Source organism: Bacillus sp. MT94, assembly GCF_058792475.1.
Genome location: NZ_JBXAEZ010000001.1, coordinates 275,118 through 298,624, shown reverse-complemented (window position 1 = coordinate 298,624; position 23,507 = coordinate 275,118). Strand labels below are relative to the sequence as shown.

Annotated in this window: 26 protein-coding genes; 7 read left to right on the top strand and 19 right to left on the bottom strand. The window is 34.4% G+C overall.

Annotated elements, in window-relative coordinates:
- Positions 1–2 precede the first annotated feature (2 nt).
- The 6 genes from AC1Q51_RS01425 to cotH form a co-directional block, all read right to left on the bottom strand.
- A complete protein-coding gene (locus AC1Q51_RS01425; protein WP_000418716.1) occupies positions 3–899 on the bottom strand; it encodes a permease in 897 nt (298 codons plus the stop codon).
- Between the two features lie 198 nt (positions 900–1,097).
- Complete coding sequence (locus tag AC1Q51_RS01420) at positions 1,098–2,039, bottom strand: magnesium transporter CorA family protein (RefSeq protein WP_492331324.1); 942 nt, start codon at positions 2,037–2,039, stop codon at positions 1,098–1,100.
- A gap of 333 nt (positions 2,040–2,372) precedes the next feature.
- Complete coding sequence (locus tag AC1Q51_RS01415) at positions 2,373–3,752, bottom strand: putative polysaccharide biosynthesis protein (protein WP_000678842.1); 1,380 nt, start codon at positions 3,750–3,752, stop codon at positions 2,373–2,375.
- A 97-nt stretch (positions 3,753–3,849) separates the two neighbouring features.
- Positions 3,850–4,452: an undecaprenyl phosphate transporter UptA gene (gene uptA / locus AC1Q51_RS01410; RefSeq protein ID WP_000880691.1), complete on the bottom strand. Its 603-nt coding sequence runs from the start codon at positions 4,450–4,452 to the stop codon at positions 3,850–3,852.
- Between the two features lie 104 nt (positions 4,453–4,556).
- Complete coding sequence (locus tag AC1Q51_RS01405; protein WP_088020884.1) at positions 4,557–5,174, bottom strand: NUDIX hydrolase N-terminal domain-containing protein; 618 nt, start codon at positions 5,172–5,174, stop codon at positions 4,557–4,559.
- Positions 5,175–5,278: 104 nt separating this feature from the next.
- On the bottom strand, positions 5,279–6,355 hold the full coding sequence (cotH, locus tag AC1Q51_RS01400; RefSeq protein ID WP_000937999.1) for a spore coat protein CotH: 1,077 nt from the start codon (positions 6,353–6,355) through the stop codon (positions 5,279–5,281).
- A gap of 181 nt (positions 6,356–6,536) precedes the next feature.
- On the opposite strand from cotH, the gene exsB reads away from it, so the two are divergent.
- A complete protein-coding gene (gene exsB, locus AC1Q51_RS01395) occupies positions 6,537–7,115 on the top strand; it encodes an exosporium protein ExsB (protein ID WP_492331323.1) in 579 nt (192 codons plus the stop codon).
- A gap of 45 nt (positions 7,116–7,160) precedes the next feature.
- Here the strand turns inward: exsB and AC1Q51_RS01390 are convergent, their stop codons facing one another.
- From AC1Q51_RS01390 to AC1Q51_RS01365, 6 genes are all read right to left on the bottom strand, one after another.
- Entirely contained in the window at positions 7,161–7,772 is a 612-nt protein-coding gene (locus AC1Q51_RS01390; RefSeq protein WP_053564690.1) for a phosphoserine phosphatase 1, read from the bottom strand.
- Between the two features lie 13 nt (positions 7,773–7,785).
- Positions 7,786–8,331, bottom strand: coding sequence for a short-chain dehydrogenase (locus tag AC1Q51_RS01385; protein WP_069355458.1), 546 nt, complete (start codon positions 8,329–8,331; stop codon positions 7,786–7,788).
- Positions 8,332–8,344: 13 nt separating this feature from the next.
- Positions 8,345–8,761 (bottom strand): FosBx1 family fosfomycin resistance bacillithiol transferase, encoded by a 417-nt coding sequence (fosB, locus tag AC1Q51_RS01380; RefSeq protein ID WP_053564692.1) that lies wholly within the window; start codon positions 8,759–8,761, stop codon positions 8,345–8,347.
- A 59-nt stretch (positions 8,762–8,820) separates the two neighbouring features.
- Positions 8,821–10,482, bottom strand: a complete 1,662-nt coding sequence (locus AC1Q51_RS01375) for a peptide ABC transporter substrate-binding protein (RefSeq protein ID WP_000824276.1) — start codon at positions 10,480–10,482, stop codon at positions 8,821–8,823.
- Between the two features lie 84 nt (positions 10,483–10,566).
- Positions 10,567–11,571 carry a DUF2628 domain-containing protein gene (locus AC1Q51_RS01370; protein WP_097924402.1) on the bottom strand — a complete coding sequence of 335 codons (1,005 nt, stop codon included), beginning with the start codon at positions 11,569–11,571 and terminating at the stop codon, positions 10,567–10,569.
- A gap of 7 nt (positions 11,572–11,578) precedes the next feature.
- Positions 11,579–12,031, bottom strand: a complete 453-nt coding sequence (locus AC1Q51_RS01365) for a methylated-DNA--[protein]-cysteine S-methyltransferase (RefSeq protein ID WP_000283912.1) — start codon at positions 12,029–12,031, stop codon at positions 11,579–11,581.
- 133 nt (positions 12,032–12,164) lie between these two features.
- Between AC1Q51_RS01365 and namA the strand changes: the two genes are divergently transcribed.
- On the top strand, positions 12,165–13,202 hold the full coding sequence (gene namA / locus AC1Q51_RS01360; RefSeq protein WP_053564694.1) for an NADPH dehydrogenase NamA: 1,038 nt from the start codon (positions 12,165–12,167) through the stop codon (positions 13,200–13,202).
- A 29-nt stretch (positions 13,203–13,231) separates the two neighbouring features.
- Here the strand turns inward: namA and AC1Q51_RS01355 are convergent, their stop codons facing one another.
- Positions 13,232–13,891, bottom strand: a complete 660-nt coding sequence (locus tag AC1Q51_RS01355; protein ID WP_492331322.1) for an oxidoreductase — start codon at positions 13,889–13,891, stop codon at positions 13,232–13,234.
- Between the two features lie 115 nt (positions 13,892–14,006).
- Complete coding sequence (locus tag AC1Q51_RS01350) at positions 14,007–14,156, bottom strand: hypothetical protein (RefSeq protein WP_000540932.1); 150 nt, start codon at positions 14,154–14,156, stop codon at positions 14,007–14,009.
- A gap of 265 nt (positions 14,157–14,421) precedes the next feature.
- Between AC1Q51_RS01350 and AC1Q51_RS01345 the strand changes: the two genes are divergently transcribed.
- Together AC1Q51_RS01345 and AC1Q51_RS01340 are read left to right on the top strand one after the other, a co-directional pair.
- A complete protein-coding gene (locus AC1Q51_RS01345) occupies positions 14,422–15,372 on the top strand; it encodes a metal ABC transporter substrate-binding protein (RefSeq protein WP_492331321.1) in 951 nt (316 codons plus the stop codon).
- A gap of 138 nt (positions 15,373–15,510) precedes the next feature.
- Complete coding sequence (locus tag AC1Q51_RS01340; protein ID WP_050843336.1) at positions 15,511–15,981, top strand: GNAT family N-acetyltransferase; 471 nt, start codon at positions 15,511–15,513, stop codon at positions 15,979–15,981.
- Positions 15,982–16,093: 112 nt separating this feature from the next.
- Here the strand turns inward: AC1Q51_RS01340 and AC1Q51_RS01335 are convergent, their stop codons facing one another.
- Positions 16,094–17,044 carry a CobW family GTP-binding protein gene (locus tag AC1Q51_RS01335; protein ID WP_053564697.1) on the bottom strand — a complete coding sequence of 317 codons (951 nt, stop codon included), beginning with the start codon at positions 17,042–17,044 and terminating at the stop codon, positions 16,094–16,096.
- 164 nt (positions 17,045–17,208) lie between these two features.
- On the opposite strand from AC1Q51_RS01335, the gene AC1Q51_RS01330 reads away from it, so the two are divergent.
- Positions 17,209–18,111 (top strand): aldo/keto reductase, encoded by a 903-nt coding sequence (locus AC1Q51_RS01330; protein WP_097924398.1) that lies wholly within the window; start codon positions 17,209–17,211, stop codon positions 18,109–18,111.
- A gap of 24 nt (positions 18,112–18,135) precedes the next feature.
- Here the strand turns inward: AC1Q51_RS01330 and AC1Q51_RS01325 are convergent, their stop codons facing one another.
- Entirely contained in the window at positions 18,136–18,720 is a 585-nt protein-coding gene (locus tag AC1Q51_RS01325) for a GNAT family N-acetyltransferase (protein WP_097924396.1), read from the bottom strand.
- 84 nt (positions 18,721–18,804) lie between these two features.
- A complete protein-coding gene (locus AC1Q51_RS01320) occupies positions 18,805–20,268 on the bottom strand; it encodes a flavin monoamine oxidase family protein (RefSeq protein ID WP_001168111.1) in 1,464 nt (487 codons plus the stop codon).
- Between the two features lie 178 nt (positions 20,269–20,446).
- Here AC1Q51_RS01320 and AC1Q51_RS01315 point away from each other — a divergent pair, with 178 nt between their 5' ends.
- Both AC1Q51_RS01315 and AC1Q51_RS01310 read left to right on the top strand, forming a co-directional pair.
- Positions 20,447–20,638 carry a DUF3896 domain-containing protein gene (locus AC1Q51_RS01315; RefSeq protein ID WP_000683366.1) on the top strand — a complete coding sequence of 64 codons (192 nt, stop codon included), beginning with the start codon at positions 20,447–20,449 and terminating at the stop codon, positions 20,636–20,638.
- 104 nt (positions 20,639–20,742) lie between these two features.
- Complete coding sequence (locus tag AC1Q51_RS01310) at positions 20,743–21,744, top strand: LLM class flavin-dependent oxidoreductase (RefSeq protein ID WP_000594040.1); 1,002 nt, start codon at positions 20,743–20,745, stop codon at positions 21,742–21,744.
- 44 nt (positions 21,745–21,788) lie between these two features.
- Here the strand turns inward: AC1Q51_RS01310 and AC1Q51_RS01305 are convergent, their stop codons facing one another.
- The gene (locus tag AC1Q51_RS01305) at positions 21,789–22,733 is read right to left on the bottom strand and encodes an alpha/beta hydrolase (protein ID WP_071731025.1); all 945 of its coding nucleotides are present in this window, start codon (positions 22,731–22,733) and stop codon (positions 21,789–21,791) included.
- A 227-nt stretch (positions 22,734–22,960) separates the two neighbouring features.
- A complete protein-coding gene (locus AC1Q51_RS01300) occupies positions 22,961–23,416 on the bottom strand; it encodes a DUF3939 domain-containing protein (protein WP_000488209.1) in 456 nt (151 codons plus the stop codon).
- Positions 23,417–23,507 lie beyond the last annotated feature (91 nt).

Here is a 23,507-nt window from a genome sequence, read left to right as displayed (position 1 = left end):
ACCTACCACCCCATCGCATAAATGAGTAGTGAGCTTGCATAAACAACAAGAGTAACTGTAACTATAACAACAATTACAAATTTAGTTTTAAATGTCGCAAGCATCATAAACATATTTTTAATATCCACCATCGGTCCGTAAACGAGGAACGCGACAAGTGAAGCTGTTGAAAACGTACTTTGGAACGAAGAAGCGATAAATGCATCTGCCTCTGAACAAAGTGATAATATATAAGCAAGTCCCATCATAACAGCTGATGAAGAAAACGGACCTTGTCCAATAGCAAGAAGTGTTGAAGTTTGTACAAACGTTTGTACCGCTGCTGCAATTAACGCACCTAGTACTAAATATTTTCCCATTGAGAAGAATTCCTCAACAGCGTGTGTACATACATCCCACATTTTTTTACGCAGTGGACGCTTATTATTCACTTCTGGGAAGTGATCATCTCTTAATTGATGTTCTTTAAACATAAAGGATAATATAATTCCAACGATAATGGCTACGATAATCGCTACAATAGAACGATACCATACCATGTGCATACTACTCCCAAAGGCAACGTATGTTGCAAATAAAACAACTGGATTAATAATTGGACCAGTTAACATAAATGCAATCCCTGCGTATGGTGGAACGCCTTTTCCGATTAATCGTCTTACAATCGGAACAATTCCACATTCACAACCTGGAAACAACATGCCTAAAAAAGTAGCTAATAAAACAGACAGAAATCGGTTCTTCGGCATCCATTTAGCCACCATATCTTCTGTCACGAACATTTGAATGAATCCTGAAATAAATACACCAATTAGCACAAACGGAAGTGCTTCGATCAATATGGAGATAAAAATTGTATTCATTTGCAGGAATGCTTTCGGTAATTGAAACAATTCCATGATGTATTTCCTCCAACTTTTCATTAACAATATGTAATTTTAACCCCATTTCATTAATTGGACAAGGATTATATGGCATACATAGCCTTTATATACATTACATTGTACAAGTTATATTCTATTCAAAATTTGAGATTTCATAGCAAAAAAGCTGCTCTAGCGTAGTTATATAACTATGCTAGAGCAGCTTTTTTATCGTTAAAAGTAACGTTTCTTCCAAAAAACAAAAGCTAACGTGATAGATAGTGTTACACATATGATGAGTACAATTACAAAACCGTGGGCTTCCCCTTCAAACGGAACCTTTACGTTCATTCCAAAGAAACTAGAAACCATCGTCGGTAAAGATAAAATGATTGTAATTGACGTTAACAGTTTCATAACACTATTTAAATTATTTGATATAACGGAGCTAAAAGTATTCATCATTCCACTTAAAATGTGACTATATATTTCCGCCATTTCAATAGCCTGCTTATTTTCAATTAATACATCTTCTAATAAATCTTGATCGTCTTCATACATTTTTAAAAATGTACTATTACGCATTAACTTTTGAATTACAATTTTATTAGCCTTTAATGACGTTGTAAAGTATACTAAACTTTTCTCAAGGCCTAATAATGTGAAGATCTCTTTATTTTTCATTGACTGATTTAATTGATGCTCTAAATCAATTGTTTTTCGATTTATTTGCTTTAAGTATCTTAAATAATAAGTAGAAATCGTATATAAGAGCTGAAGTGCAAAGCGCGTCTTTTTAAACGTATAAAATTCTTTAATACGTTGATTAATAAAACGTTCAAAAATTGGATTCTCTTCTAAGCAGATTGTAACAAAACAATCCGGCATCACAATCATACCTATTGGAATCGTGTCATAAATCGAATTTCCTTCTTCGTCATGTCTAACTGTCGGAATATCCACGATAATTAAAGTATTATTGTCTTCCTTTTCAATACGAGAGCGTTCTTCATCATCCAAAGGGTCTTTAATGAAATCTAAGTCTACATTTAAAGTTTGTACTAGATATTGAATTTCTTCTTCTGTTGGATGAAGTACATTAATCCAGCACCCCTTTTGCATTTCCTCAATCTCTTGTAGTTTTCCGTTTCGGTCTGTTAAATATATATTTAACATACTATCACCCCGATTCTTTTTACATGTAGGAATCTACCTCTCTTAAATCACAGTTTTTAAACCGCCATTCTCAGCATATGAAACATACGTTTAAATTTCAATAGAAAAATTATTTTGAAAACGTTTTTATAGGAAAAATATTATAAAGTGAAACTTTAATCAGTGGGTGGCTTCATCCCCCACTGATTATTAGCCCTCACAAATCGGGCTTTTACGGGCTACCCGCCCCCAACCAAACTTCTTTTCTTTCACTGAATTTTGAGGTGAGGGTCTCACTGCCCGTTAAAGCGGGATAAACATAGAAAAAGACAGAGTGCTCTCTGCCTTAAAAGCTTATGTTGCCTTTATAACATATTTAGAAAGCATCCACAAGTTAAACCCGACTGAAATCGTATAGCCAGCGTATGTTGAAATGATAAAACTTACATAATCGAAATACGGAAGCAATACAATATTTAAAACTATCTTCACAATAATTCCAATCACAAGTCCTAGCACCGTCTTCTGCTGTTGATTGATTCCTTGTAGCATAGCAGCCGTTACTGTAAAAAGAGAAAATAATATGCAAGCAGGAGCATAATACTGTAAAATGATTCTCCCCATCTCTGGATCATTTCCAGCACCGAATAAAAGAGTATATACAGGCTTGGCTAACACCATCATTCCAATTGCCGCCGGTACCGTAATCGCTACTACTAATACATTTGTTCTCGTAAAATGTTTGTACAATAGCTTCGTATTTCCTGCTGTGTAAGCTTTCGTCATCTCTGGTACGAGAGACATACTAAAAGCTGTCGCAACGGATACCGGGATAAGCACAACCATTTGAACAAGACCAATTATCGCATTAATTTTTTCCGCTTCTCCTTGCATATACCCTATTTGTATAAGTAGTTTATTAATTGTAAATGTATCAATCGTCTGATACAACGGAATTGCTAAGCCCACCACAACAAAAGGAATAGAATATGTAAAGAGCTCCTTATAAAGCGAGAAAAAAGATTTCGTTGTTTGTGGTATACTTGCCATTTCTTTTTTCTTTAAGTGCCTTCTCCTTCTCATATAATACGCACTTAAAACAGTTAATCCACCTACCGCTCCCATAAAGGCACCAAATGTTGAAATACCAACTGCTAGCGAGACAGATGCTTTTAAAATATATAAAACGACAAAGCTTCCTATTAAAATGGTTAAAACCCGAAAAAATTGCTCTACAACGACACTTAATGCAGAAGGCCCCATCGATTGGAATCCTTGAAAGAAGCCCCTTAATAAACTCATTACTGGCACAAGTATTAACGCAAAACTTACAATTCGAATATTAGTAGTAACCGCTCCTACACTATTCCCCGTTTGATCATTCCCATCGATGACAAGCTTAGCTAAATGCGGAGCTAGCATATATAACGTAAAACACGAAATGACTCCCATTATAAACATAAACACGATTCCACTTTTCAACACTCTCTTAACCGTATGATAATCATTCAGTTGATCATATTTTGATACCATTTTTGAAACTGCAAGTGGTAATCCCATTGTCGCAATGCTGAGCATAATGGTATAGGGACGATATGCATACGTGTATAAAACATACCCACTCGTACCGACCATTGCTGTAAATGGTATAACATATATAAATCCTAACATTTTTGATATCATCGTTGCCATCGTTAAAAATATCGTTCCACGTATAAACGGTGACCCTTTCATCACATTCCTCCGCTACGCTTTATTATTACACATTATGGACAACTCCTTTTTTTTAGAACCGGAAACAAATAAAAAAGCCAATGAAAAATCATTGACTTTAACGCGCAGCTTTTTTCTTTTTGAAATACTTTAAACCAAAGTATAGAGCAATAAAAAGAACAGCTCCTATAATTATGTAATGTGTGTAATCAGATGCATACTCTTTAATTTGTCGCCAATTCCCACCAAGTTTTTCACCTAAGTATATAAATAGAATTGACCACGGAATGATCGCTACAACCGTATAAAGTGTAAATAGTTTTAATGGCATCTTAGCTAGTCCTGCTGGAATAGAGATCGCATGACGTACTACTGGGATAAAGCGCGCAGAAAATATTACGCCTGCTCCATAACGCTTAAACCAACCTTCCGCTATGTCTAAATGATGTTTATTAATAAGTAGATATTTCCCATATTTCTCTACAACCGGACGCCCTCCGTAGTATCCAAGCCAGTATAAAAAGATTTGCGCTAAAGTACCACCAATCGTTCCGGCGATAACTGCACCAACAAAACTTATTTTACCATTCGCTACTAAAAAGCCAGCATACGAAAGTACAATTTCACTCGGGATTACTTCAATCATTAAAGCAAGAGCTACTCCAAAGTAACCTAAGCTTGCAAAAAATTGCAATAACTGATCTATTATGTTTGCTAACATGTTCTTTTTTATCTCCTTTTTTCTTCACATACCATCCCATTATTACATAAAGGCTGCAATCTGCCAATATCTTCATTTTAACAATATGTACAATTCAAGCAGGATTAATCTATTAATTTCTCTTTCTGCGGGTCTTTCATGTAGGCAAACATCTCTTTAATTTGGTCTTCTGTATTTCTAGCAATTGATAAATTAGGCAATTCATTTTCACCAAAAAACTCCACCTCTTCTGTTTCAATACTAGTTTTCTTTTCTCCACCAATAATCTCGCATCCAATGAAAATCTTATATACATGCGTTGCCGATGGAGATGGTTGATTTTTTTCTTTATCAAATATAGCTAGTAACTTAAAATGATCTACCTCATAACCTGCCTCTTCGAAAACCTCTTTTGCTGCAACTTCGGTTGGGGTATAACCGACATCAGCCCATCCACCTGGCAATGCCCATTTCCCATCGCTTTTTTCTTTCACAAATAATAACTTTTCATTTTGAAAAACAACCGCTCTTATATCAACTTTAGGTGTTTGATAGCCTGTCTCACTTGCAAATAATTTCTCTACGACTTCCCAATCTGTTTTCGTGTAATGTGACATCATTGAAATAGAAATATCTCGTAATTGCTGGAAACGCTCAATATCATACACATCCTTAGAATACGTTAAACCCGCTTGAGCTATAGATTGTATTTGTTTTACCCAATCAATCCATTTAATCGTCATATATCCGCATCCCCATTCTCTATCAAATATATTACTTCATTTTTATTGATACATCTTTATTATACAAAAAAAAGAGATTGATAACGTTTCAATCTCTTTCAAAATTAATCCAATTCATGTAAGTGGTCTTGTATATACTTTCTTCTCTTATTTATATATTCATAAATCATATCAGCCTCTTGATCAAATGTTTCTAATTTTTCTTTCATGTATGGATCTTGTAGTAAATATGGACGAATCAATTCACACAACCCTTCTACTTTCGGCCTCATAAACGAAACTGTAAATTGATCTTCTAATATTTCTTCTAAAATACTTCGATACTGCTTTCTAAATACAGGTATGTCTAGCAATCTTGCACTTAACGTATTATACCCTTGAATGCGAATATATTCATGATTAAGTGGTCTTCCTTGTACATCTCGCCCCCAAGTCGCATCATAATCCCACGGTATAACTTCAAATAAATTTGTTTCATCGTTATGATATAGTGCGTAGTTATGAACGAAACCATCAAAGTTTTGTGTAAAAATAACTCCTGCTAACCATCTTAAATATTTATCGACATGTAGAAACTTCCCAATCTCTTTTTCATAGGCTTCCCTCGTCAAAGTATTCGCTTGAAATACAAATTCACTCAGTTGTTCTTCACTATTTTTATTCGAATATTTAAATTCATAACCCGCAAAGAGCTCTGTCTTAACATCTTTATCTCGTTCACTCATTAATGAAAAATTCGCATCATCATCTATCGCATAATAAATAGAACCACTCGGTAATCCTCTATTTTTCAAAAAATTTTCATCAACCGATTCTAACTGTAAATACACACCTTGAATTTGACCATTAATTTTTATAAATACATGTTGTGATTTTGGCGAAAGTACACCAATATCATGAAAAAAATCTAAAGATAATTTATTTCGTATGAGAGACGGATCCATAAACTCCGAATTCAAATGAAACTCTTTCGCACCTTGAAATTTTTTAGGCTTATAAAACATAACATGATAAGACTTTTTCTCAAATTCGCGAATATGAGCTCCTCGGTATACGATATCAATATCATACTTCTTTTTTCCATAAGTTAATTTTGCTGGCACTGGACTATCTGACCAAATGTCCTTTTTCAATTCCACTAAGTACATTGGATGAACAAAAAAATCATATGAAGGCAGCATGTTTTCTCATCCCTTCTCAGTTCTCTTCATTCAATGTATGCGCCTTGTCTTGTCCATACATCCGCAATCATCTATTTATATAAAATTACACTCTTGTCCTGTTCAGAAAGATGCCTACATACATATCATGTTAAGGAAAAAGAATACCTTTTCACTTTAATACATGATAAGGAGGATTTCTATGAAACGTGATATTAGAAAAGCTGTCGAAGAAATCAAAAGTGCTGGGATGGAGGATTTCTTACACCAAGATCCAAGTACTTTTGAATGCGATGATGATAAATTCACTCATCATCATTGTACAACTGGATGTAAATGTACAACTGGGGGTAAATGTCCAAGAACAAGATGTACTCGCGTGAAACATTGTACGTTCGTTACAAAATGTACGCATGTAAAAAAATGGACATTTGTTACGAAATGTACACGTGTACGTGTTCAAAAATGGACGTTCGTTACGAAAGTCACGCGTAGAAAAGAATGCGTATTAGTTACAAAACGTACTCGCAGAAAACATTGTACATTCATTACAAAATGCATACGCTTTGAAAAGAAATTTTTCTGGACAAAACGAAGTTTCTGTAAAAAATGCGAATTCTTCCCTAACAGACACGGTCAATCTTGCGATGATTCATGTGATCATGGTAAAGACTGTCACGATAGCGGACACAAATGGAATGATTGCAAAGGCGGACATAAATTCCCATCTTGCAAAAATAAGAAATTCGATCACTTCTGGTATAAAAAACGTAACTGCTAGTTTTTATACCACCCAAAAAAGGCCGTTTTGCGGCCTTTTTTACATTTATTGAAAGTGACTTATATCTGCAAATTGTTTCACTTTACCAATACCCTCTTCAAATTCTATTATGCTCAAACTGGCACTATGCATAAATGGATCATCCCACACATTTTCTATTTCAATTCCCGCGAAATGCCCTACAAGTAATTTTGCTGCTGCCGCATGAGAAACAATCAATATGTTTTGTCCTTTATGCCTCTCTAAAAGAAGCTGCATCCCTTCAATTACTCTTTCATAAACGGCCTCGAAATTTTCGCCTGATGTTGACTGAAAAAGATGTGGCTCATTCCAAAATAGATGTACTTCTTCTGGAAATTGCTTTTCTATATCCGCGATTGTTTGTCCTTCCCATATACCCATGTTGATTTCATAGAAATGCTCATCCGCTATAATGGGTATATCACGTTCCCCTTTTATTAACTCTGCCGTATGAAGTGTTCTTTCGCTCGGACTACTATAGATCGCATGGATTGGTAAATCTTTCATTCGATTCCCTAATTGTTTCGCCTGAACTATACCATTTTCAGTTAAAGCAGAATTTTTTCGTCCCTGCATTCGCTTCGCTACATTCCACTCTGTTTCACCATGCCTTGTTACATATATAGTTGTTTTCATTTCTTACTCCCCCTCACCATGTTGGTCGTAATTCCCACGGTTCAACTCTCCCTACAATCCACTCCGCTCGTTTACTTTCAATCCCTTTTATAACTCCATCAGCTATCTCTTCATGCGTAAGCCATCTTCCATATGTATCTTCTAAAATAAAACCTAAAATAATTCTATAATAAATACATCGCGTACTTCCTATTTTTTGTGCAGGCATACGTGATGCTTTACTACCTAAAATATGAAATAAACTATATGTTTTAGACGACAAATCTAGTTCTTTACAAATATTTGATAGTGCATGCTTTGCACTTGTGTGTACCCATGCAACAACTAATGTGATCGGGCCATTTTTCTTAATTGTACTTTTAATAGCTAGCTTTACATCTTCATCCTTATGATAATCTAACGAAAGGCATGTAATATTTTCTGGTGCAGAACTCATTCTCTTAACATTTTCTAAATTCACTTCATCTCGCCCGATAATAGAAACATAAAATCCTTTCTCACAAAGCCACATAGAAACTTTCTTTAGCATTCCTGTTCCACCAATTACAAGTGCATGCAAATGCTATCCCTCCCTAATAAAATGTCATATGAGGTTTCTCATCCCTATAATAATTTAAACGGTCTTGCAGTGTCCCTGAGTGAAACTCAAATTTATGACCGTCAGGATCAACAAAGTATATAGATTCACAATCTCTGATATCACGTTCTCTTCCTTGTAAAATATGAACATCATTTTCTTCTAATCGCTGTATTAAACATTTAAAGTCTTCTCGTTCAACAGAAAATGCAATGTGCGTATAGGATTGATGAATCTCATTTCTCGGAATATGCGTCTCTTCATTAAGCGCTATCCATACTCCACATATGTTAAAATAAGCCAATTTTCTTCCTTTAACTAATAATTCTCCTTCTAATACTTTTTCATAAAACATAATAGAGTTTTCTAAATTAGATACCGAAAAACAAATATGATTGATTCCCCTTAACAACTATAATTCCTCCTTATACAAATAAAAGATGAGCGAAAATTCACTCATCTTTTATTATACTATTTTTTTGTAATATATGCCCATTTATAACTGAAGTCCCCACCAAACGTATGATTAGCAATACCTTTTACAAATGGCTTCTCTAAATAAGCTGTACTTTGTTGGTACGTAGGAGAAATTGCTGCGTCTTGACCAATTAAGATTTTTTCAGCTTCCGCAAGTGCATTCCAGCGTGCTTTATCATCTTTTAATAGCTCTCCTTTTGATTTCGCTACTAAATCATCATACTTCGGATTAGAATAATCCATTTCATTAAATGAGCTTCCAGTAACAAACATATCAATATAAGTCATTGGATCCGGATAATCAGGGCTCCATGCAGATAATGAGAATTCATATTGGAATTTCTTTTCTAAATCTAGCTTCTGCTTGTATGGTTGCTGTTTCAAATTCACTTTAATACCAGGCAAGTTTTTCTCTAGTTCTTCCTTAATAAAGTCGCCCACTTTTTTACGGCTACCGTTATCATCGTTTAGTAATTCAACCGTAATTGTATCTTGACCAAGCTCTTTCTTCGCTTCTTCCCATAATTTTTTTGCTTTCTCTGCATTATCTTTACTATCACGGAAGTTTTTATTTACAGAGCGGAAATCTTTTCCATCCGGACCTGTCGTAAATTTTTCAGGTACTAAGAAATATGCTGGCAATGAACCGTCATTTAAAATGACATCAGCAATTCCTTTTTTATCGTATGCTAAATCAATCGCTTCACGTACTTTTTGGTTTTTAAATGTTGCATTTTTTTGGTTAAAACGCAAGAAATATATGCGTGGATCTAACTTCGTTTTAAATTCATCTGGCTTATTCTTTTTATATTTATCAACAAATTCAGAAGTTAAAATAACTCGATCTGCTTGATCACTATCATATAAATTTACTCCCGTGCTTGTTTCCTTCACAATACTTACATTAATTTCGTCTAATTTTACAGTATCTTTATCCCAATAATTAGGATTTTTCTTCAACTGATAATTTTGTTCATGTTTCCATTGACTCATTGTAAATGGTCCATTATATAATAATTTATCTGCTTCTAATCCGTATTTATCTCCTTGCTCTTTCACATATTTTTCATTTAATGGGAAAAATGTAGGGAACGACGTAAGCTCAAGAAAATAAGGTGCTGGTTGCTCTAATTCTACTACCAACGTTTTATCATCCTTCGCTTTAACACCCAATTGATCTGCTGGTAATTCACCTTTATTTACTTTCTGTGCATTTTTCACATCAAATAAAATGAATGCATATTCTGCCGCTAATGCTTTATCTAATGTACGTTGCCATGCATATACAAAATCTTGTGCTCGAACTGGATCACCATTTGACCATTTCGCATCACGTAATTCAAATGTATATGTCTTTTTATCTTCACTAATCTTCACATCTTTTGCCATACCTGGTGTTGGTTTATTATCTTTATCTAGACGATATAAACCTTCCATTGCATTTACAAATACACGGAAAGATACAGAATCCGTTGATTTAGATGTATCCATTGAAGGAATTTCAGCTGTTTCTAGCAAATTTAAAACTTGTTTATCGGCCATTCCCTTATTCGATTCTTTCTTCGTTGTCGAAGCCTTCTCACCATTCCCACATCCTGCAACCAATACACTTGTCGTTAACGCAAGTGCAGCAATTGTTGTTGTCTTTCTCTTCATTCTTCCTTCCCCCAATCTATATGTATAAGTTAAATCCTATATAATATATTTCATTATACAAAAGATTCTGATTATTTTAAATATTTATTTTAACAAACATAGAAAAAAGCGATCGGAAATTTCTTTCCAGTCGCTTTCTTGAATAGCATTTACTTGTAATCCATCCTCTATATCAAATGGATTTTGAACTTTAAATATTTCTTCCATCAGCTTCAAAAACTCTTCTTCAGTTTTAGATTCACCATTAACCATAAGTGAGTATGGTTCCACTTCACCTAATTTATAATCGACAACAAATTGAATCTTCACCTTTTGTCTTGGCGTTCCGGTGTTATATCCTTGGAATTCTACTAATTCTAACCCTTCCGTTCCACGATAATATATCCAACCTGAATTTTGAAAATAATTTTCGAAAGATTCACCTATTGAAAAGAAAGGATATTCATAAAGCGAGCTTGTACGAACCTTTTGAATAACGTCTCGATCAGTCGGAAAAAAGAAATGACTAAAAAATATGCTAGCAACTGCTAAAATAGTAACAATTGTCGCTCCCATTTTGCTCGTTCCGCCGCTATCATTGATTAGATAGTTTTCAACTGATTTATCTTTTATTTCTCTTGCTTTTATTCGGTATATACGTCTTTCCGCAAATTGATAGTATAATCCATTTGCAAAAATCCCCATTCCAAACAGAATAAAAATGAGTAATAAAAACGTCAGAGGCACCATATTAATGATTGGCAACGCTACATTAAATCCCATATAGTACGAAAATGCATCACAAGCTACTAATAACAGCATAAATAAAGCAGCTGGTATATAATATTTACGATATCCTAGCCAGCCTATATTGAAAATTGCAGCCCAACCATTCCAGCTCCACCTAGCAATCCGCTTATTCTCAAGCTCCCATTTCCTTTGATAATACGGATATTGTCTCCCTACATATACTTCCAGTTCTTTATCTATTAACGAGCTACCTTCATCTTGTTCATTATCCAAGTTTCGCTGACAACTTGCACAATTTAACTGTTCCTCCTCGCAAGGTTGCCCACAATTTATACATTTCAAAACAATCCCTCTTCCCATCCATACGTCATTTCAAAATACCTTCGTGTTTTAATAACCACTCTTTCCTCCATAAACCACCAGCATATCCAACAAGCTTTCCACTCTTTCCTATTACACGGTGACATGGAACAATTATTGAAATTGGATTCCGACTATTAGCCCCTCCTATTGCCCGTACAGCTTTTATATTTCCAACTTTCTCTGCAATATCTAAATATGAAGCACTTACGCCGTATGGAATAGTATAAAGTGCATCCCATACATTTTTTTGAAATGCTGTTCCCTCTGCAGACAGCGGGACCGTAAACTCTTTTCTTTTCCCTTTAAAATATTCATCTAACTCATTTATACATTGTTCTATCATTTCATTTTTATTTTCTTCTTGTCGTTCATCAACAAATATAACAGACGTAATTCCTTCTTGATTCGCTGTAATTTCAAGCAAACCTACTTCGCTCTCATAATAAGCCTGGTACATATGCCATCCTCCAATTCAGTTCATATTAGTCATTGTAACACGAATATACAAAATTTTTCGTATAAGCGTTTTATTAGAGAAACAAAAAAGAGAATGGTAAAATATAAGAAAATTCAATCAAGGAGGCTATTTGATGAATTCCAAGCTTTTTTCACCTTATACAATTAAGAACGTTACACTAAAAAATCGTATCGTTATGTCGCCTATGTGTATGTATTCATCAGGGAGTGAGGATGGCAGCGTTACGAATTTTCATCTCATTCATTATGGAACTCGCGCTGCTGGCCAAGTAGGTTTAGTTATGGTTGAAGCAACTGCGGTGTTAGCTGAAGGACGAATTTCTAACAAAGACTTGGGCATTTGGGATGACAACCTAATTGAAGGCTTACATAAAACAACTACTTTTATACATGATAACGGTGCAAAAGCTGCCATTCAACTCGCTCACGCCGGAAGAAAAGCTGAATTAGATACGAATGCTTTCGCTCCTTCTGCAATTCCTTTTAATGATACGATGAAAATACCAGTAGAAATGAATATACAACAAATCAAAGAGACTATATTAGCTTTTCAGAAGGCCGCGTTACGTTCAAAACAAGCCGGATTTGATGTTATCGAACTACATGGCGCTCACGGTTACCTTATCAATGAATTCCTATCACCACTTACTAATAAACGAACGGATGAATACGGCGGCTCACCTGAAAACCGTTATCGTTTCTTACGCGAAATCATCGACTCTGTAAATGAAGTTTGGGACGGACCAATATTTGTTCGTATTTCAGCAAATGATTATCATCCTGACGGGCTAACAGTTCAAGATTATGTTCAGTATACAAAGTGGATGAAAGAACAGGGAATAGATTTAATCGATTGTAGTTCTGGTGCAGTTGTACCAGCACATATTGATGTGTATCCTGGTTACCAAGTACAATACGCCAAACATATTAAAGAGCATACTAAGATTGCAACTGGTGCAGTTGGATTGATTACGACTGGGTCACAAGCAGAGCAAATTTTAAATAATAACGAAGCAGATTTAATTTTCATCGGACGTGAATTACTTCGCAATCCGTACTTCCCAAGAATAGCGGCCAATGAACTTGGCTTTGAATTGCAAGAACCTCACCAATATAAGCGAGCACCAGGAAAAATTCATACGAATAAATAAAACCGAGAAGTCATTCTTCTCGGTTTTATTTATTCTATCGTTGTAATTTCATTTGAATTATAAGTATGGATACCCGATTCTTCTCGCAGCGCGGTTATATACATACCTTTCGCCACATCTTTAGCTGAAATTGGTTTATACTTTTTGAAAGCCCCTTTAAAAATAAAAGGAATAATACGAGATAAATTTTCAGCCATTCGTTCGCCGAAACGAAATTCTTGTCGGTTTCCTACTAATAATGATGGTCTAAAAATGTGAATACCACCAATCACTAACTTTTGCAATTCTTCTTCCATTTTTCCTTTCACTTGTGAATAAAAGAAAAATGATTTAGGATTCGCTCCCATAGAAGACACAACAAGGAAATTTTGCACCCCTTGTTTTTCAGCTAAACAAGCAGCTCGTAACGTATATTCATAATCTACTTTTTTAAAATTTGCTTTTGTTTTTGCTTTTTTTATTGTTGTTCCTAAGCAACTAAAAACATCATCCACAGCAAAGAACTCTTTATATTCCTCTAATATCGAAAAATCAACTTGTTTCTGCTGTAACTTCTCATGTTGCAATTGCATTGGCTCTCTTACAAAAATAGTAACCGAATCGTAGTAATCTGATTCAAGTAATAGACGCGTTATCTCTTGTCCAACTAAACCACTTGCACCAAGTATTAACGCTGTTCGCTTATTCATATATGCATATACCTCTTATTTTACTTTTCTCTCCTTCAGTAAAATACAACCTTTAGGAGTTTCCTGCTCTTATTTTACCACAAGTAAAACACTATGCGTACGCATAGTGCTTTACTCACTCTTTTTTCTCATCTCTCTCTTGTAATTTCGTTATTGTTGTAGCGTCCCCTAAATTACTTATTAATCTTCTTAAAAAAATTAATACGAAAGATAATGGCAATACTACCGCTAATATTAATAAAATAGCTTCCATTAAGTAACCCAAGCGCTCATCCCCCTCTTTACCTCCTTTTCAATATATGAAAACAGCGTTGTCACATATGCATGCATTTGCAAAAATAATACACCTATATTTGACAACTTTATAACAAAAACAAATCGGAATGATTATTATTTATTGCAACTTTATTAAAGATGTATTATACTAAGTTCGCAAACTAAAACGTAATTATTCCGTTTTGTATTAAAATGATATTTTTCTTCTATAATTGGGGAAAATATATCCGTAAAAAAGAAAAGAGGAGAACTTCATGCCTAAAAGATTGACTATATTTTCATTCTTACTTATTTTTATCTTAATTTTCGCTGGCTGCTCAAATAAAAAAGAAAGTAATGCCAAGAAAGATGGAAAGCTAACAGTTTATACAACGATTTTCCCACTTGCTGATTTCGCAAAGAAAATCGGTGGCGACTATGTAAATGTTGAAGCAATTTACCCACCTGGTGCAGATTCACATACATTTGAACCAAGTCAAAAACAAACAGTACAAGTTGCAAAAGCCAATTTATTCGTTTATAACGGCGCTGAATTAGAACCATTTGCTGAAAAAATGGAAAAAACATTACAAAAAGAAAATGTTAAAATTGTAAATGCATCTAAAGATATTGAGCTTCGTGCTTCTACTGAAGAAGAGCATCATGATCATGGAGATGGCCATAAAGAAGATGAACATCATCACGATAAAGATCCACATGTTTGGTTAGATCCTACTCTAGCAATGAAACAGGCAGAAAAAATTAAAAATGCACTTGTAGAATTACAACCTGAACATAAAAAAGAATTCGAAAAAAACTTTGCAGCACTTCAAACTAAATTTACTGATTTAGACGATCAATTTAAGGCAGCTGTAGCGAACGCAAAAACGAAAGAAATTTTAGTTTCTCATGCTGCCTATGGTTACTGGGAACAACGATACGGCCTAAAACAAATTCCTATCGCTGGAATTTCAGCTTCTGATGAGCCATCTCAAAAACAGCTTGCTGACATTACAAAAACAGTAAAAGAACATAATCTAAAATATATTTTATTCGAAACTTTCTCTACTCCAAAAGTAGCATCTGTTATTCAAAAAGAAACTGGTACAAAAGTTTTACGCTTAAATCACTTAGCTACTATTTCTGAAGATGATGCAAAAAATAATAAAGATTACTTCACTTTAATGGAAGAAAACGTAAACACATTGAAAGAAGCAACAAACTAATCCATTATATTTTCTAGGCAGCTGAATCTAATATTCAGCTGCCTTTTTATGTATTTATCCTTGACTTGACCAAAATAACAAGTAAAATTATCCATATTAGCTTTAAAGCTATATTAATTTAGAAGGTGAGTTGGAATTATGAATCTTCACATTTGTGAAGTAACAGCAAAAAATTGGCGTTCAGTAGTTGCTTTAGACGTCGCAAAAGATCAGCAACAATTTATTGAAAGTAACGCGTTTTCTTTAGCAGAATCATTATATGAAGGAAACGGAACGTCAGTAGGTTTATATGATGGAGAAACACTTGTAGGTTATGCAATGTATGGATGGTATTCAGTAAAACATAAAAGTGTATGGCTCGATCGCTTTATGATTGACCAACAATATCAAGGAAAAGGATACGCAAAACGTTTCCTTCGCTTACTCATTCAATTCTTACAAGAAAAATTTGAATGCAAAATAATTTACTTAAGTTTACATCCAGCCAACAAACTTGCAATGGGACTGTATGAATCATTTGGTTTCCGCTTAAATGGTGATATTGATGATGAAGGTCCAGTTGTGGGTGTTGTAATGGAGTTACTAATAGACGAAAATACAAGCCTGTGAAAACAGGCTTTTTATTATACATGTATCAATTTTTAGTTTCTTTCCCTTATTTAATTCTGTTTTGTAATCTAATAGAATGCTCATAAAAAATAAGCCTGCAATTTACGCAGACTTATTTCACACACTCCTCGAAATGTTCTTGGAACCACTCTTTATTAATATCTCTTCCGATAAAAACTACTTCACTTACTCGCTCTTCACCCTCTTGCCACTCTCTATCGTATGAAGCGGCAAATAACGTATGTACACCTTGGAAAACGATACGTTTATCTACTCCGTCTATCGATAAAATTCCTTTGTAACGATATAAATATTCCCCTAGCTCTTGAACGACAGCTGACATCCACTCATTAAGCTTTTGTAAATCCAGCGGACGTTCTTCACGTAATACAAATGATTTCACACCTTCTAAGTGGTTATGTTCTTTATGAGGGTAAATTTGCAACGTATCTTTCGTTTTAAACGTTTGAATTTGTAATAAAGATGGTATATCTACCTCACAGTTAGTCGCCTCGATTAACTTTGCAGTCGGGTTAATTCCTTGAAGTTCATGCAAAAGATTTTCTTTCTCACTCTCTTCAATTAAGTCTAATTTATTTACTAAAACGACATCAGCAAACGCAATTTGCTCTTTTGCTTCTAATCCTTTTTCAAAATGTTTATGTATATGATAACTATCTACCACCGTTACAACACCATTAATTTGGTATGCAGATTGAATGACTGGATCTAAAAAGAATGTTTGAATAATCGGCCCTGGATTTGCAAGGCCAGTCGTTTCAATTACTAAACCATCAAAATCCATTTTCCCTTCTGCTTTTACGTCCAGTAACTGTTTTAAAGCAACAAGTAAATCTTCACGTACAGTACAGCATAAACAGCCATTTGTCATTTCCATAATTTCTTCTTCTACATTCATAATCAACTGATTATCAATGCCAATTTGCCCTATTTCATTTACAATCACCGCTAATTTCTTACCGTGATTTTCTGATAAAATACGATTTAATAAAGTCGTTTTCCCTGATCCAAGAAAACCAGTTAATATTGTTACTGGAATCATTTCGTACCTCTCCTTATCGCTATATGTTTCTACATTATAGCATATAGAGAAAATCATTTTTGTAGCAACACATATTTATTGTCTGTACACCTAATTAACTATATAATAACATGTAGTAAGAAAGCCTTTTCAAAACATTATTATTCATCAAGGGGGTACTTATAATGGAACGAGTTCAAATGGCTGAAACGCTAGAATTCTCTCGTATTATTCAAGGATTTTGGCGTTTAGCAGAATGGAATATGACAAAACAAGAATTACTTTCTTTCATTGAAGATTGTATGGATATGGGAATTACTACTTTTGATCACGCTGACATTTACGGCGGATATACGTGTGAAGGATTGTTTGGAGAAGCTTTACAATTAAAGCCTTCCTTACGAGAAAACATGCAAATTATTACAAAGTGTGGAATCGCTCCCCCATCACCGAAATTTCCAGAGCGATATGTTGCTCACTACAATACTAGTGCAGAGCATATTATGCAAAGTGTAGAAGCATCACTTAAAAATTTACATACAAATTATATTGACGTATTACTTATTCATCGCCCCGATCCTTTTATGGATCCAAATGAAGTGGCAAAAGCATTTTCACAATTAAAACAAGAAGGAAAAGTTCGTCACTTCGGTGTATCTAACTTCTTACCTTCACAATTTAATATGTTAAGTTCGTACTTAGATTTCCCGCTTATTACGAACCAGATTGAAGTTTCTGCATTGCAGCTTGAGCATTTTGAAAAAGGGACAATTGATTTATGCCAAGAAAAACGAATCAATCCAATGATTTGGTCACCTCTTGCTGGTGGGGAAATCTTTACTGGTCAATCAGAACGCGCCGTACGTGTACGTGAAACTATGCAAAAAGTTGCTACTGAGCTAGGTGTTACTAGTATCGATACGGTTATGTATGCTTGGTTACTTGCTCATCCAGCTAATATGATGCCAATCGTTGGATCTGGTAAATTAGATCGTGTAAAAACGGCGGCTCTTGCTACAAACGTTAACTTAAATCGTCAACAATGGTTTACAATTTTCGAAAGCTCTAATGGACATCCTGTACCATAATGCATAAAAAGAAGAGCTGTTTTCTTACAGCTCTTCTTTTTCATATGTATTTCTAGTCATGGCAAATACACACATATCCCTTAATCCGTTTCCATCTACCGCAACACTCGCACTTTCTAACGTACCTTCTAACTTAAAGCCTAATTTCTCAGGTATCGCTCTACTCTTTTCATTTAAAGAATCACAACGAATTTCTACACGGTTTGCTTTCAATTCAGAAAAAGCGTAATCCGTTATACCTTTCGCAGCCTCTACCATATAGCCTTTTCCGCTAAACCTTGTATCAATCCAATATCCGATTTCAAATTGAGGTATATCCCAATTAATACGATGTAATCCGGCTGAAGCAATAAATTCACCTGTTTCTTTCGAAAACACTAGTAATCTTAAATCCTCACGTTGCAAAAATTGAATATGTGATTTTCTAATACTTTCTTCTATTTCTTGCTCTGTTTGCTCTTTTTGTGCAAACACCATCCAAGGTTTTAGTTCTTCTATTGAAGCCTGAATTGCATCATATACAACTTTACCATCTCCTGGTTTCGGCATTCGAATAAAAAGCCTGTCAGTATAAAATTCAGAAGGAAAATCGAATAATAACGGATTCACTGTAAACACTCCCTATATTTCTTTTATATATAATAATATCCATCTCAAATTATATAGTAAAGAATTTTCTGAATTGAAAACCTTTTACTCATTCACTTCCGCCGCTACACGAATTCCAGATTCAATCGCACCTTGAATCCATCCGTGATATAGCGTTGTATGATCTCCAGCGAAGAATATTCTCCCCTCTGGTTTGACAATCGCTGGTTGCAGCTCAGATTCTTGACCTGCTTGAAAAAGTGCAAATCCTCCAAGCGCATACGGATCCAATGTCCAGCTTTTTGATATTCCAGATATGAACTCATCATACACTTGACCACCTAATATTGTTGCTAAGTTGTGTAATGCGTAATAAATACGATCACCTTTTGATAAACCATCCCATAACAATGCGTCATAAGACCATGTATAGCTACCTAACATCATAGCCGGTCCTTTCTCACCAATTCCATAACTTGGATAATAGGCATAACGAATTGGCAAATCTGTTATAATTCTGCCACCTAATTGTCCTTGTTCTTCCCAAAATCGGCTTTTAAATTGAATTCCTATTTTCGTCGCAGGCATATAATGTAATTCACGAATTGCTTTCCATTTTTCATGAGATATAGAATCAAACGGATCTACTTCTACAAAACGCATTGTCGAAAACGGAATGGTAACAATAACTAAATCTCCTGTAATACTGCTATATTCAAAAGTTTCCTCGTTCCGATAGAAAGCTGTCACACCATTATCGTGTTGATGTAGCTTCATTAATTTTTGATTATATATAATATTCTCTTCTAATTGCGGTAAAAATGACTTTGGCAATCTATCGTTCCCGCCCACAATTTCACAAAATCCGCTCTCCTCTTGCATAATGTATAGAAAGCGTAAAGTCTCTACAAACGATCGTTCCAAAAAACCTTCTAAATCTAATAGAACACCAATCATCTCAATTGTTACTGGCGAAAAGTAAGTATTATACTGATAAGGGTGATACTTCAAAAATTGTCCTGTGGAATATCTCCCAAAATCCTTCACTACAACATCCCAATTTTTCTCTGGATTTCTTTTAATAAAATTTATTATCGGCTGTACTGCTAATAACAATAGTTCTTCAGACGTTTTTCCCACTTCATTCATTTCCACAGGATACCTTAAAATACTTGGATCCTTTTCATATTGTTTCAACGTCGTTTTTCGTCCATTTACGTATATAATATCCGTCTCATTTCTATTAATAAATGGACTCACCTGTAGCCCAAATTTTCTTATATAAGCCATCGTTAATGTATGCGAATACGGAATTCTCATTGCTCCGACATCTAAATATAATCCGGTATCTTCCATTCTAACCGTTTCTATACGGCCACCTACCCGGTTGTTTGCTTCAAAAATTTTCACATCATGTCCTGCAGCCTTTAATAAAGATGCTGAAACTAATCCAGCCATACCAGCTCCCACTACAATAATTTGTTTTGGATTTATCGTCTTCTTCAATCCTTTATCTATAACTTTTAACGCTTCATCCATTTCAGTGTTATACATTATATCTTTCTGCACAATTCCACCCCTTACTTCATCAAATGGACGTTAGTGGTTTAGTGCATTTTATTCATAAATCTCCATAAACATAACACCATTGCAATTTGAATATTCACTAAAAGTACATAAGAGACAGATTTCATATTTCTTTATGCTTCGTATAATATAGCAACCGCAACGAAGGAGTGACTAAAAAATGAAACATACTTATGATTACCACGCTACAAAAAAGCATTTAGAATTAAAGAAACAAAACTTATGTAAAAAACTTAGCAATATGACACTATCTGAAAAAGAACGTGAACAGCTAAAATGTGAAATTGACAACTATGAATATATTTTAAATCTGGTCGAAATGAATCATTATGAACGCGGATTTTCTCGTTAAAAGCGGAAATAGGATTATCCGCTTTTCATTTTGAGCATTTCACTACGCATTTTTCATAAGTAAATATATAATAGGATGTACATTAAGATTGAGAGGTATATTCTATGATCAAGTTAAGTGTATTAGACCAATCACCTATTTCAGATGGTAGCACAGCAGCCCAAGCTTTTTCACATACAGTTACGCTTGCACAAGAAGTTGAAAAACTCGGATTCACACGTTTTTGGGTATCCGAACATCATAATTCCGTAAGCTTAGCTGGTTCAAGTCCAGAAATACTTATTTCTCATATTGCAGCAAAAACGGACCGTATTAGAGTTGGTTCAGGTGGTGTTATGTTACCACATTATAGCCCATATAAAGTTGCTGAGAATTTCCGTGTTCTAGAAGCACTGTATCCGAACCGCATCGATCTCGGTGTTGGTAGAGCTCCTGGTGGTATGCCAATAGCAACTCGCGCACTTCAAGAAGGGAAAATGGTCTCACTTGATCAATATCCAGAACAAATTGCAGACGTTGCAATGTACTTACATGATCAAATACCAGAAAACCATCACTATGCAAACTTAAAAGCTACTCCAGTTATCCCAACATCTCCTGAAATGTGGATGCTCGGTTCTAGCGGAGAGAGCGCTAAAATTGCTGCAAACAACGGAGCTTCTTTCGCATTTGCACAATTTATTAATGGCTTCGGAGGCCCTGAAGTTATGAGGGCTTACCAAGAACAATATCAGCCTTCATTTTTAGGAGATAAGCCTAATTCAATCGTTGCCATCTTTGTTATATGCGGAGAAACAAATGAAGAAGCGGAAAAAATTGCTTCTAGTTTAGATTTATCAATCTTATTATTAGAGCAAGGAAAACGAACTACTGGTACACCTTCTATTGAAACTGCTCAAAATTATTCATACAGTGCTTATGATTTATTCCGTATAAAAGAAAATCGTCAACGTATGATTGTTGGTGATCCGTCTTCTGTAAAAGAAAAAATAATAAACTTAAGCAAAGCATACAATACTGACGAATTTATGATTGTCACGATTACCCATCAATTTGAACATAAATTAAAGTCTTATCGCTTACTAGCAAATGCTTTTAATTTATAACTCTAAAAAGAGATGCATCACATATGATGCATCTCTTTTTCTTACTACTTATTGTTTTTATTTCCTATATATTCAATAGCTTCTTTTAATAGCTCATCAAAGTTAATAGGATAATCATGATCTAAGTTAGGCACAACTTTATACTTATGTTCTATATTCTTATCTCTTAATAATCGTACAAATTGCTGCGTGGATTCGAAACAATCTTCATCTTGATCCCCGCATACTATATATCCTTTTATATGTTTATCCTGCAGCACTCTTAGCAACTCATCCCATTCTTCAATCTCAGGAAGCCATGGTGCCATAAAAATAAAACCATCTACATCTATATCTTTTTGTAAAATCGTATATAAAGCTACTCTTGCCCCTGCAGAAAAACCACCAATTATCACATTTTCTACTGTATGATTTTCTATAAACTTATTGTAATGCTCTTTTAATTCCCCTTTCCCTCTCTCTAAATCATCCCAAACAAATCCATCTGAAAACTGAATTTGTGAAGACTGTAGTAAAGCTAACGTGTAATCTTGTGTCAAAACTGATTTCCAATATGGCTCTATTATTTGAATATTTTCTTGGTCACCATGTATTGTAAGTAGTAGATTCCCCTCTTTCTTGCTATATATATATTTCACATCTGGTCTTTCCTTTTTATGTGCTAATTCTTCTCTTTCTTTACATAATTGCACCATTGTATGAAATTCTTTAAATTTATGTAGTGATTTTAAATCTTCGTCGGAAATCAAATATTCATTTCCATACCAGAATCCCTTTTCTATAATGGCCTCCCTCATTAAATGTAATGCTTCTTTTTCAAGTCCTGATGCACTTGCGAGCGCATACTTAAAATTATATATTTGCGCCTCATTCCCTATTACACCTATAGCGTTTTCCATTATATAATTGTACGCTTCAAAACTTCCTTTATTTGCATAACAACGTAACGTTTCATTTAATAATTGAATGTAAGTCATACTATTTTTCATGTACCAATTCCCCCGAAACTTTTTATAATATTTATTTTGCGAATCTTTATACCACTTTGTGAAGATTTTATATAACTCGCCCTAGCAATATCTTATTCTCCGAATGATACTTAATAGTTATCCTTCTCTGTCCAATACATTTAATATAAATATTAATAAACTGAAAAGTCAATATTTTAACAAACAAAAAAAAGACAACAATATATGTATTGTTGTTTTCATTACGTCTACCCGCTCTTTTGTTTTTTTCTATCTGGTTTACTTGAAACTAAATAATGTTTTTCTGAAATATATAAGTCTCTTTTTAAGCTACGATTTAAGTAAGGTCCTAGTTTCATTCCGCATATGAGGCGATCTTCGCTACCTTCAACAATTGGGAACATTTCTTTTTCTGTTACGTATTGATCTACTGCCTTTTGTACGACATCAATTTCTTTCACTAGGTTTAAATTTTCTGCTGTATGTTCAAATACCTCAAGCGTTTCCTTCGTTATGAGAAAATCATTTGTTGGAAATGCAGGTAAATACGGTTTTAACAAATCATAATTTACTGTATAATCTTCATTTACTAATACTGTATAAACGATATTAGCATTCGTTTCTAAAAACTGAGCCATCGCTTGTTCTAATTCATCTTTCGTAATTTCCCGCTCTTCTTTTCCAGTTCTGAAAAAGCGAAACATCGCATCGCCTCCTTTTTACTATATTATAGCATAAAAGAAAACTGAAAAATCATAAAAAAACCCATTGAAATAATTTTTCAATGGGTTTCTT

Bases quoted from the DNA above. Each gene is read 5' to 3' on its own strand.
- AC1Q51_RS01355 (WP_492331322.1), bottom strand. From the start codon at position 13,891: ATGAATAAGCGAACAGCGTTAATACTTGGTGCAAGTGGTTTAGTTGGA.
- AC1Q51_RS01405 (WP_088020884.1), bottom strand. From the start codon at position 5,174: ATGACGATTAAATGGATTGATTGGGTAAAACAAATACAATCTATAGCT.
- AC1Q51_RS01330 (WP_097924398.1), top strand. From the start codon at position 17,209: ATGGAACGAGTTCAAATGGCTGAAACGCTAGAATTCTCTCGTATTATT.
- namA (WP_053564694.1), top strand. From the start codon at position 12,165: ATGAATTCCAAGCTTTTTTCACCTTATACAATTAAGAACGTTACACTA.
- AC1Q51_RS01375 (WP_000824276.1), bottom strand. From the start codon at position 10,482: ATGAAGAGAAAGACAACAACAATTGCTGCACTTGCGTTAACGACAAGT.
- AC1Q51_RS01390 (WP_053564690.1), bottom strand. From the start codon at position 7,772: ATGAAAACAACTATATATGTAACAAGGCATGGTGAAACAGAGTGGAAT.
- AC1Q51_RS01310 (WP_000594040.1), top strand. From the start codon at position 20,743: ATGATCAAGTTAAGTGTATTAGACCAATCACCTATTTCAGATGGTAGC.
- AC1Q51_RS01315 (WP_000683366.1), top strand. From the start codon at position 20,447: ATGAAACATACTTATGATTACCACGCTACAAAAAAGCATTTAGAATTA.
- AC1Q51_RS01340 (WP_050843336.1), top strand. From the start codon at position 15,511: ATGAATCTTCACATTTGTGAAGTAACAGCAAAAAATTGGCGTTCAGTA.
- AC1Q51_RS01305 (WP_071731025.1), bottom strand. From the start codon at position 22,733: ATGAAAAATAGTATGACTTACATTCAATTATTAAATGAAACGTTACGT.
- AC1Q51_RS01335 (WP_053564697.1), bottom strand. From the start codon at position 17,044: ATGATTCCAGTAACAATATTAACTGGTTTTCTTGGATCAGGGAAAACG.
- AC1Q51_RS01345 (WP_492331321.1), top strand. From the start codon at position 14,422: ATGCCTAAAAGATTGACTATATTTTCATTCTTACTTATTTTTATCTTA.
- AC1Q51_RS01425 (WP_000418716.1), bottom strand. From the start codon at position 899: ATGGAATTGTTTCAATTACCGAAAGCATTCCTGCAAATGAATACAATT.
- AC1Q51_RS01370 (WP_097924402.1), bottom strand. From the start codon at position 11,571: ATGGGAAGAGGGATTGTTTTGAAATGTATAAATTGTGGGCAACCTTGC.
- exsB (WP_492331323.1), top strand. From the start codon at position 6,537: ATGAAACGTGATATTAGAAAAGCTGTCGAAGAAATCAAAAGTGCTGGG.
- AC1Q51_RS01300 (WP_000488209.1), bottom strand. From the start codon at position 23,416: ATGTTTCGCTTTTTCAGAACTGGAAAAGAAGAGCGGGAAATTACGAAA.
- cotH (WP_000937999.1), bottom strand. From the start codon at position 6,355: ATGCTGCCTTCATATGATTTTTTTGTTCATCCAATGTACTTAGTGGAA.
- AC1Q51_RS01365 (WP_000283912.1), bottom strand. From the start codon at position 12,031: ATGTACCAGGCTTATTATGAGAGCGAAGTAGGTTTGCTTGAAATTACA.
- AC1Q51_RS01415 (WP_000678842.1), bottom strand. From the start codon at position 3,752: ATGAAAGGGTCACCGTTTATACGTGGAACGATATTTTTAACGATGGCA.
- AC1Q51_RS01420 (WP_492331324.1), bottom strand. From the start codon at position 2,039: ATGTTAAATATATATTTAACAGACCGAAACGGAAAACTACAAGAGATT.
- uptA (WP_000880691.1), bottom strand. From the start codon at position 4,452: ATGTTAGCAAACATAATAGATCAGTTATTGCAATTTTTTGCAAGCTTA.